Source organism: Syntrophales bacterium, assembly GCA_030018935.1.
In the GTDB taxonomy this organism is placed as follows: domain Bacteria; phylum Desulfobacterota; class Syntrophia; order Syntrophales; family CG2-30-49-12; genus CG2-30-49-12.
In genome coordinates, this window is the sequence record JASEGZ010000023.1 from 23,393 (window position 1) to 30,680 (window position 7,288).

8 protein-coding genes, 3 tRNA genes and 1 other RNA gene are annotated in these 7,288 nt (G+C 49.8%); all 12 read right to left on the bottom strand.

Annotated elements, in window-relative coordinates; genetic code table 11:
• Nucleotides 1-128: 128 nt before the first annotated feature.
• A tRNA-Asn gene (locus QMD03_05865) sits at nt 129-204 on the bottom strand.
• A gap of 12 nt (nt 205-216) precedes the next feature.
• Nucleotides 217-1,167 carry a pyruvate synthase subunit PorB gene (porB, locus tag QMD03_05870; protein MDI6776757.1) on the bottom strand — a complete coding sequence of 317 codons (951 nt, stop codon included), beginning with the start codon at nt 1,165-1,167 and terminating at the stop codon, nt 217-219.
• Nucleotides 1,164-2,342, bottom strand: coding sequence for a transketolase C-terminal domain-containing protein (locus QMD03_05875; protein ID MDI6776758.1), 1,179 nt, complete (start codon nt 2,340-2,342; stop codon nt 1,164-1,166). The genes porB and QMD03_05875 overlap by 4 nt, the downstream gene beginning before the upstream one ends.
• A 5-nt stretch (nt 2,343-2,347) precedes the next feature.
• The gene (locus QMD03_05880) at nt 2,348-2,644 is read right to left on the bottom strand and encodes a 4Fe-4S binding protein (GenBank protein ID MDI6776759.1); all 297 of its coding nucleotides are present in this window, start codon (nt 2,642-2,644) and stop codon (nt 2,348-2,350) included.
• An 83-nt stretch (nt 2,645-2,727) separates the two neighbouring features.
• Nucleotides 2,728-3,276, bottom strand: coding sequence for a pyruvate ferredoxin oxidoreductase subunit gamma (locus QMD03_05885; protein ID MDI6776760.1), 549 nt, complete (start codon nt 3,274-3,276; stop codon nt 2,728-2,730).
• A 97-nt stretch (nt 3,277-3,373) separates the two neighbouring features.
• Nucleotides 3,374-3,982: a recombination mediator RecR gene (gene recR / locus QMD03_05890; protein MDI6776761.1), complete on the bottom strand. Its 609-nt coding sequence runs from the start codon at nt 3,980-3,982 to the stop codon at nt 3,374-3,376.
• A 13-nt stretch (nt 3,983-3,995) separates the two neighbouring features.
• Nucleotides 3,996-4,307: a YbaB/EbfC family nucleoid-associated protein gene (locus QMD03_05895; GenBank protein ID MDI6776762.1), complete on the bottom strand. Its 312-nt coding sequence runs from the start codon at nt 4,305-4,307 to the stop codon at nt 3,996-3,998.
• A gap of 36 nt (nt 4,308-4,343) precedes the next feature.
• Nucleotides 4,344-6,053 (bottom strand): DNA polymerase III subunit gamma/tau, encoded by a 1,710-nt coding sequence (gene dnaX, locus QMD03_05900; GenBank protein ID MDI6776763.1) that lies wholly within the window; start codon nt 6,051-6,053, stop codon nt 4,344-4,346.
• A 132-nt stretch (nt 6,054-6,185) separates the two neighbouring features.
• Nucleotides 6,186-6,283, bottom strand: an RNA gene (gene ffs, locus QMD03_05905) — signal recognition particle sRNA small type.
• 23 nt (nt 6,284-6,306) lie between these two features.
• A tRNA-Ser gene (locus QMD03_05910) sits at nt 6,307-6,400 on the bottom strand.
• A gap of 60 nt (nt 6,401-6,460) precedes the next feature.
• Nucleotides 6,461-6,554 (bottom strand) — tRNA-Ser (locus QMD03_05915).
• 10 nt (nt 6,555-6,564) lie between these two features.
• Nucleotides 6,565-7,041: a tRNA adenosine(34) deaminase TadA gene (gene tadA / locus QMD03_05920; GenBank protein ID MDI6776764.1), complete on the bottom strand. Its 477-nt coding sequence runs from the start codon at nt 7,039-7,041 to the stop codon at nt 6,565-6,567.
• Nucleotides 7,042-7,288: the final 247 nt, after the last annotated feature.

The following is a 7,288-nucleotide window of genomic DNA, read 5'->3' on the forward strand; positions in this document are numbered from 1 at the left end:
TGCAACGTGAAAATGTCACATTATAATGGACACAATGGAGGCATTCTGATTCTGCTTCTGAAGTTCCAGGGTTCGCCCTTCGGGGTCTTGCATTAAATTGGAACCGCCAAAGTCGGCGGATTGAAATCTGGCTCCCCAGCGCGGACTCGAACCACGGACCCGATGGTTAACAGCCATCTGCTCTACCGACTGAGCTACTGGGGAACACGGTTTTTTTTACAACTCTGGCGGTGGATGCTCCACCTTGTTCATCAACTTTCTATATTCGAGGTTTACTCTGTCCTGAATAGTTTTAATCTGATCCGGTGTCAGATGTCGGAAGCGCCCCTGGACCTTCAGATAATCTTCGACAGGTCGAAGGTCACCCGGCATCTCTGTGAATCTGTATCTGCCGTTTTCCACCTCGTAAAGGGGAAAAACGCCTGTTTCCACGGCGAGCCTTCCCAGCTCGATGCATAACTCCGGCGCCGCCCGCCATCCCGTGGGGCATACGGATAAACAGTGGATGTAAGCAGTCCCTTTTACCTCTCTTGCTTTTTTTACTTTATTCATGAAGTCAATGGGGTGGCTGTTAGTTGCCGTGGCAACATAGGAAACGTTGTGGGCCACCATGATTTCGGGAAGATTTTTCTTCCATGTTTTATTGCCGATGCTTTCCTTCCCGGCAGGCGCCGTAGTTGTTGAGGCCCCAAAGGGGGTGGCGCTGGAACGCTGAATGCCCGTGTTCATGTAAGCCTCATTGTCAAAGCACACGTAGAGCATATCATGTCCCCTTTCCATGGCTCCGGACAGGGCTTGAATCCCGATGTCAGCGGTGCCGCCGTCTCCTCCGATGGCCACAGCTTTAACATATCTATCGGGAATCTTTCCCTTACGCCGCAGGACCTTCAGGCCGGCCTCTACGCCAGAACCGACCGCCGCAGCATTCGGGAATGCCACATGTATCCAGGGCAGTTTCCATGCCGTTGTAGGGTACGGGGTGGAAAAAATCTCTATACAACCTGTGGGACAGGCAATAACCGTATCTCTGCCCAGCGCTTTGCACATCAAGCGCACGGCAAGAGCTTCTCCGCACCCCTGGCAGGCACGGTGCCCCGGACAAAAATATTCCTCTCTATCCACCAGCTTAATGTTTTTTACGAGACCCTTGGGGTACTTTCTCTTCATTCTCCCCTCACTCCATAAAATTTGTATGCTTCCCGGGGTTTTTTTATCTTCGCTTCCAGCGCCCTTTTCCCCATCGTTATAAAATCTTCCACCGAGACATCGCGTCCGCCGAGACCGATAATATAATCAACGATCACAGGCCGCTCCGGCTCGTCGTATAGGGCGGATCTGATTTCGGCGCAGACGGGACCTCCCGGGCCCCCATACGAGACCGCCCTGTCTGTGACGGCCAGAACCTTGACACCTTTCACGGCTTTCTTCAGTTCTTTAAAGGGAAAAGGCCTCCAGAGCTTTAACTTCAGCAATCCGGCAGATATACCCTCTCTGCGCAACTCATCAATGGCGACCTCGGCTGTCTCGCCCATGGAACCCATGGTGAGCAATACCACCTCGGCTCCTTCTGTCTTATAAGCCGCTACAGGCTCATACTTGCGGCCGAAGAGACTCTCCCATTCTTTCCATACCTCTAATATGGTTTTCTTTGCATTTACAATGGCGACATCTTTTGCCTTCATTACCTCTGTAAATATCTCCGGCATGGCGAAGGCCCCCATGGTGATCGGTCTGTCAGGATGAAGCGTGGCATAAGGTTTATATTCTAAAAGGAACCTGTCCACCTCCGCCTGATCGGGAAGTTCGATCGGCTCAACCATGTGTGTAAGCTGGAAACCATCCATGTTGACATTTACAGGCAGCATGACCTCTCTGTGTTCGGCAATTTTGAAGGCCTGAATGAGCATGTCCACCACTTCCTGACCGTTTTCCGCAAATAGTGAAACCCAGCCCATATCTCTCTGCAACATGATGTCACTGTGATCATTCCATATATTAAGAGGACCGGACAGCGCCCGGTTGGCGATTACCATTACCACGGGAAGCCGCATGGCCGAGGCGATCGGCATGACCTCCTGCATGTAGAGCAATCCCTGGGAACTGGTAGCTGTAAAGGTCCTTGCCCCCGTACCCGCGGCGCCCAGCACTGCGCTCAGGGCCGAATGTTCGGACTCGACGGTAATAAACTCGGAATCAATTCTCCCCTCGGCGACAATTTCCGCCAGATGCTCTGCTACATGGGTGTTGGGAGTGATGGGATATACAGCCGCCACATCAATATTGCACAAGGCAACTGCCTCCGCCGCGGCAATCGCCACTTCCATACCAACCCGCCTGGACATGCTTATTATCCCTCCTCGTTAACCATTGTTACGGCCTCCGGAAAGCATTCATGGGCACAGATGCCACAACCTTTGCAGTAAGTGAGATCTCCCGCGAAGTATCCCTCTTCATCTGCAAAAATACACCCTTCCGGGCAGAATATATAGCAGACGCCACATTTAATGCACTTGGATTTATCCCATACCGGTTTTCTTCCCGCCCTCCAGCTCCCGGTATGGTACTCTTGCGAACTTCCCGGGGTAAATACCATACATCCCGGATTGACCTCCTGCCATCTTTCCGGCCACCTTTTCTCTGTCATTACTACACCTCTCTCAAGACTCAAGTTTCAAGACTTATGACTTATGACTTATGACTTATGACTTATGACTTATGACTTACGACTTACGACTTGATCTTGATCTCGTTATAGGCCCTCTTCGCGGCGGTAAGGTTCTTTTGTGCGAGCCTGCCGAATCTGTGCGCTACGGGTGATTTCAAGGAATCCATCTTCACGATTCCGATTGCCTTAATCAAAGCTCCCAACATGGTGGTATTGGTGATCGGAACGCCCAGCTCCTTCCAGGCTATTGCCGTCGCATCAATGGTGGCGATCCGCCCCTTAAAGTGAAGGGCCTCTTCCAGTTCTTTTGCTGTCTTTGATGTGTTAATGATCAGGACACCATTCTGTTTTAACCCTTCGGCAACATTGACCAGGCCAATGAGGCTTTCATCGAGAACAACCACCGCATCGGGGTGGTAGATACCGGACCTGATTTTTATCCGTTTATCATCAACCCGGTTAAACGCTGCTACAGGGGCGCCTCTCCTCTCCGGTCCAAAGCTCGGGAAACCCTGAGCATACTTTCCCTCCTCAATGGCAGCCACGGCCAGTATCTCCACAGAAGTTACCGCTCCCTGTCCTCCTCTTCCATGCCATCTTACCTCTATCATCGGACAACCTCCCAGATTGGATTCATACTCGACAGAATTAGAAGGTCGTCATTATAATAATTGCTTTTTCCTGTCAATTATTATTTGAAAACCTGCATCAGGAGTCCTTCATCCCCCGGCGGAATTCCATAGACTTTGCCAGGGTTCTCCTGTCCGTGTATTTGAGATCTCCACCGAAAGGTACGCCGAGGGCTATCCTTGTTACTTTAACGTCTTTCTCTTTTACCAGTTTGGCAATTAGTAGAGCGGTTGCCTCCCCCTGGACGTTCGGATTGGTGGCCACGATGAGTTCCCTGACCCGGTTACGGCCTATCCTGTCCAAGAGCTCCTGCAGTCTGAGACGTTTCGGTCCAATTCCATCGAGAGGTGACAGAACTCCATGAAGGACGTGGTAAGTTCCCCGGAAACTCCCGCTCTCCTCGATGGCAATGAGTGAATCAGGTTCCTCCACAATACATATAGTTTCACCGTCCCTCGAGGGATCAGTACATATCTCACAAAGCTCCCTCTCTGTCAGATTAAAACATACGGGGCAAAACTTGATCTTTTCTTTAACTTCCATAATGCTTTCCGCAAGCATTCTTGCCTCGTCGGGAGGGGCACGAAGAATAAAGGTAGCCAGTCTCGTAGCGGTCTTTTCTCCAATTCCGGGAAACCTTCCGAGCTCCTTGATAAGACGTTTTACAGGAGGTGGATATCCTGCCATTTGCAAATATCCTCTACGTCAAGCCAGGTATCTTAATGCCCCCGGTGATTTTTGCCATCTCTGCTGAGGTCATCTCATGGGCCTTACGGATGCCCTCATTCACCGCAGCCGCTATCAGATCCTGAAGCATATCAACATCTTCAGGATTAACCACCTCTTTTTCTATTTTCAGGGATACGATCTCATACCTTCCGTTTACCACGACGGTTACCATACCCCCTCCGGCCATGGCCTCCACAGTCTTAGCTTCCATTTCCTCCTGAAGATGGGCTAACTTTTCCTGAATCTTTTGGGCCTGCTTCATAATGTTTCCGAAATTTTGCATCAGTGGGCTTACCTCCTCCGTCTTTGTGATAGTACTTTATTGATGATCCAAACGGGGAATAACTTCGCGTACTTCGGCGCCCGCAAAAGTATCCATGACCTTTTGCAACATTGGATGGTTCAGGGCGTCCCGCTTGATCTCATTTGTCCTGTTACTATGGGAAATGCTGTTGTGCCCCTTTTCATCTGAAAATCCCCCCAGCCCCCCTTTAAAATCCCCCCCAGCCCCCCTTTTCCAAAGGGGGGTATGGGGGGATTCGGGGGGATTTTCAAGGAGTTCGATATGGACCTTGATCCCGTCATCCCCGAAAAATTCCCTTGCCATCTCCGTCAGACGTCCCTTTTGAGAACTCTCATTAATGTTATCAAAAAAGATATAGTCTTTGAGAAAGCCTATTCTTAAAAGTTTGTCTTCGTATCCTAAAAATTTCCCCGCCTCAATTTTGGACCAGAGGGGGGAACTCTGTTTCTTTACAAAGCTCTTGAAATCTTCCCAGAGTTGCTCCGGCTGGTTAACTTCCCTGACCTCGTATCCAGCAGGTCCGGGGCTGACCGTTTCCACCTGAAAAATGCCGGACAACTCCTGAGATGGTTTTGTAGCTGAGAGTCTCTTCTCGATGCCTTCCATCTTCAATAGGATCTCGTCAATAGGCATCATCGGTTCAAGGTAAGCCATTCTGAGGAGGGTTGCTTCGAGGTTCAATCGTGGATTGTAGCTTTTTCTTACGTTCTCCTCTTCGGCCATCAGGATGTCCAGCAGGCGTTGCAGGGTCTGTTGTGAGACCCCTTCTGTCTGGGCTTTCAGTTTCGCCGTTTCATCATCGGTAAGATCGAGTAGCGCTCGAGCCTTGCCGGCGATCCGGGTGAAAAGCAAGTTTCGGAAATGACCGAGGAGCATTTGGTAAAAGTATTTCATATCGAGGCCGGCATAATATGCCTCATCAATTATCTCCAGGCATCTGGCTGCGTTTCTCTCCAACACCGCCTCGGAAAGCATGAAAAGAAAGCGTTTATCTGTCCGGCCGAGAAGTCCTTCCACGTCGGATTCTTTGATAGTAAAACCGGCATAGGATACAACCTGGTCAAGGATACTCTGGGCATCCCTGATACTCCCATCACCCGCTTCGGCAATCCAGGTCAGGCTGGTTTCGCTGATACGGATGCCCTCTGCCTCGACGATTCGTTTCAAGTTACCCATGATCAGCTTGAGGGATACCCTTCTGAAGTCGAAGCACTGACATCGGGAAAGGATGGTCGCCGGAACTTTATGGCTTTCCGTGGTAGCAAATATAAAAATCACATGCGATGGAGGTTCCTCAAGGGTCTTCAGGAGGGCATTGAATGCCTCGCGGGTAAGCATGTGTACTTCATCAATGATATAGATTTTATAGCGGGACGATGCAGGAGAGAATTTAACATTTTCCCGTAGCTCTCTTATCTCATCTATACCCCTGTTGGATGCCCCATCTATCTCCCGGACATCCATAGATATGCCTTCCGTGATTTCCCGGCAATTGGTACATGCATTGCAAAGAGTTGGCGTTGGTCCCTTTTCACAATTCAGGGCCTTGGCCATGATGCGGGCCACCGATGTCTTGCCTATCCCCCGCGGTCCACTGAAGATGAAGGCGTGGGCGATGCGGTCCTGAATGATGGCGTTTCTCAGGGTCTTGACTACGTGTTCCTGTCCCACAACATCTTCAAAGATCTGGGGTCTCCATTTTCGAGCGAGAACAATATACTTCATAACTCTTCCTGATTAATGCAAGACCGGTAAAAATCACAGTAAAGATGATGCAAGCGTTCAGCCGTCAGCAACCCCTCGTACCTTTTTGTTTTTGCTGAAAACTGAAGGCTGATAGCTGAGCGCTTACAAGATGATAGCCAGGTTTACCCGCAACACACGTTGGTCTTGCTACCGCTGCTTCCTTCCGGACCTGACGGGGTTCACAATCCTCCGTTGTACGGGACCCGGCTATCAAATAAATCAGGCACATCCATGGCGGAGAGAGGGGGATTCGAACCCCCGGTACACCTTTGTGGGCATACACGCGATTTCCAGTCGCGTTCCTTCAGCCGCTCGGACATCTCTCCAGGTCATTTTTACCTATAATCCATGGCCTATTGAGCAATTACCCCCATTTGTATACTTAATGGCGGAGAGAGGGGGATTCGAACCCCCGTGGGAGCTTTTGACCCCCAAATCGATTTCGAGTCGATCCCGTTATGACCACTTCGGTATCTCTCCCCAGCTTTTCTTATGGAAATGAGATATCAGAGTATGTTATTCTCTTTTCACGAAAAAATCTACTTAAAATTTCGGCACAGGCCTCCCTCTGGACACCCTCTGTAATCTCTACCGTATGATTCAGTCTTCTGTCATGAAGAAGCCTGTATAGGGAAACCACTCCTCCCATTTTAGGATCACTGGCACCAAAGACAAGCCTCGATATCCTGGCCTGTATAATCGCCCCGGCACACATGATACATGGTTCCAGTGTGACATACAGTGTTGTTCCTACAAGGCGGTAATTGCCCGTTATCTCTGCTGCTTTACGCATAGTCAGCATCTCAGCATGGGCAGAGGGGTCTCTCATTGAGATAGGACTGTTGTGAGCCTTCGCCATGACTTCCCCCCCAAGGGTAAGCACGGCACCGACAGGAACCTCGCCTTTCTCATAGGCCAACCTCGCCTCATCAAGGGCAAGCCGGATAAATGTATCGTCCATTTCCATTGATAAATTCCAGAAACTCCAGGAACAGGGCGATGCGTTTTTTGCCACACCGATAAATCCTGGGATGGTTTAACCGGCTTGTTTGTTCTATCTTTTGCATCCTGAATTTGTTTTGACCTGTCTTACTGACAGCTGATAGCTTGTAGTAATTATAATTCTTTTACTGTGTCAAGTCAAATGCAGGCAAAATTTCTGTTAGTAACACGTGATATGTCCGGTTTGTAGCACACAATCTGTCCGGTTTGTT